The sequence below is a fragment of the Paucibacter sp. PLA-PC-4 genome (assembly GCF_026241155.1).
Classification (GTDB): Bacteria; Pseudomonadota; Gammaproteobacteria; order Burkholderiales; family Burkholderiaceae_C; genus Roseateles_E.
In genome coordinates this window covers 1-1,452 of sequence record NZ_JAPFGP010000057.1, presented here as the reverse complement: position 1 = coordinate 1,452, position 1,452 = coordinate 1, and the positions used below count along the sequence as shown (strand labels likewise).

2 protein-coding genes are annotated in these 1,452 nt (G+C 67.1%); both read right to left on the bottom strand.

From position 1 onward, the window contains the following. The coding region (locus tag OOZ63_RS28850; RefSeq protein ID WP_266009324.1) for an ABC transporter ATP-binding protein at positions 1-595 on the bottom strand (595 nt) is incomplete at its 3' end. Between the two features lie 18 nt (positions 596-613). After that, positions 614-1,452, bottom strand: an 839-nt coding sequence (locus tag OOZ63_RS28845) for a branched-chain amino acid ABC transporter permease (protein WP_266009323.1), incomplete at its 5' end; no start/stop codon positions are given.

Below are 1,452 nucleotides of genomic sequence, written 5' to 3'. Positions count from 1 at the left end.
TGCGGTCGATCAGCTCTCGGAGCACCACTTTCTCGGTGGCGTTCATCCCGGCGGCCGGCTCGTCCAGCGCGATCAGCTTGGGGTCGGTGGCCAGCGCCCGGGCGATCTCCAGGCGGCGCTGGTCGCCGTAGCTCAGCGTGCGCGCCTTGAACTCGGCGTACTTGCCGATGCCCACATAGTCCAGCAGCTCCTGCGCGCGCTTGGCGATGGCAGCCTCCTCGGCCTTGAAGCCGGGCGTGCGCAAGATCGCGCCGATCAGGCCCGAGCCGGTGCGGATGTGGCGGCCCACCATCACGTTCTCCAGCGCCGTCATGTCGGCGAACAGCCGGATGTTCTGGAAGGTGCGTGCGATGCCGGCCTTGGCCACCTGGTGCACGGCTTGCGGCGTGTAGGGCTCGCCGCCGAGCATGAAGCTCCCGCCGTCCGGGGTGTAGAGCCCGGTGATGACGTTGAAGAAGGTGGTCTTGCCCGCCCCGTTGGGGCCGATCAGGCCGTAGACCTGGCCTTGCTTGATCTCGATGCCCACTTCGGAGAGGGCTTGCAGCCCGCCGAAGCGCTTGGAGACGCCTTTGACGCTCAGTACGGTGTCAGTCATGGGGGTCTGTCCTTGCTCTTACTTCTTGTCGGTGGGCGCGGTCGCGGCCTTGCCGTGCTCGGGCGAGGGCCACAGGCCGCGCGGGCGCAGCAGCATCACGCTGATCATGGCCAGCGCCACCAAGAGCTGGCGCAGGATGGAGGCGTCCAGCCGTCCGCCTGTCATCTCCTGCAGCGGGCCGGCCACATAGCGCAGCACCTCGGGCAGCATGGCCAGCAGCAAGGCCCCCAAGATCACGCCGGGAATGTGGCCGATGCCGCCCAGCACCACCATCGCCACGATCATCACCGACTCCTGCAGGCTGAAGGACTCGGGGCTCACAAAGCCCTGGAAGGCGCCGAACATCGAGCCGGCCACGCCGCCAAAGGTCGCGCCCATGCCGAAGGCCAAGAGCTTGAGATTGCGCGTGTTGATGCCCATGGCCTTGGCCGCGATCTCGTCTTCGCGAATGGCCATCCAGGCCCGCCCGATGCGCGAGTTCTCCAGCCGGTAGCAGATCACCACCGAGGCCACCACCAGCGCCAGGAACAGGTAGTAGTACAGCGTCACCGAGGGCAGCACGAAGCCAAAGAGCTCGGTGGGCTTGCCCAGGTCCAGCCCGAAGAAGCGGATCGAGTCGATCTGGCCGATCCCGCGCGGGCCGTTGGTGATGTTCGCCGGGTGCTCCAGGTTGTTCAGGAACACGCGGATGATCTCGCCAAAGCCCAGCGTCACGATGGCCAGGTAGTCACCGCGCAGCTTCAGCGTCGGCGCTCCCAGCATCACGCCGAAGAAACCGGCCAGCCCCGCGCCCAGCGGGATCACGATCCACAGCGGCGAGTGCAGCCCGTCGGGGAACATGGCCCGGAAGGCTTCGA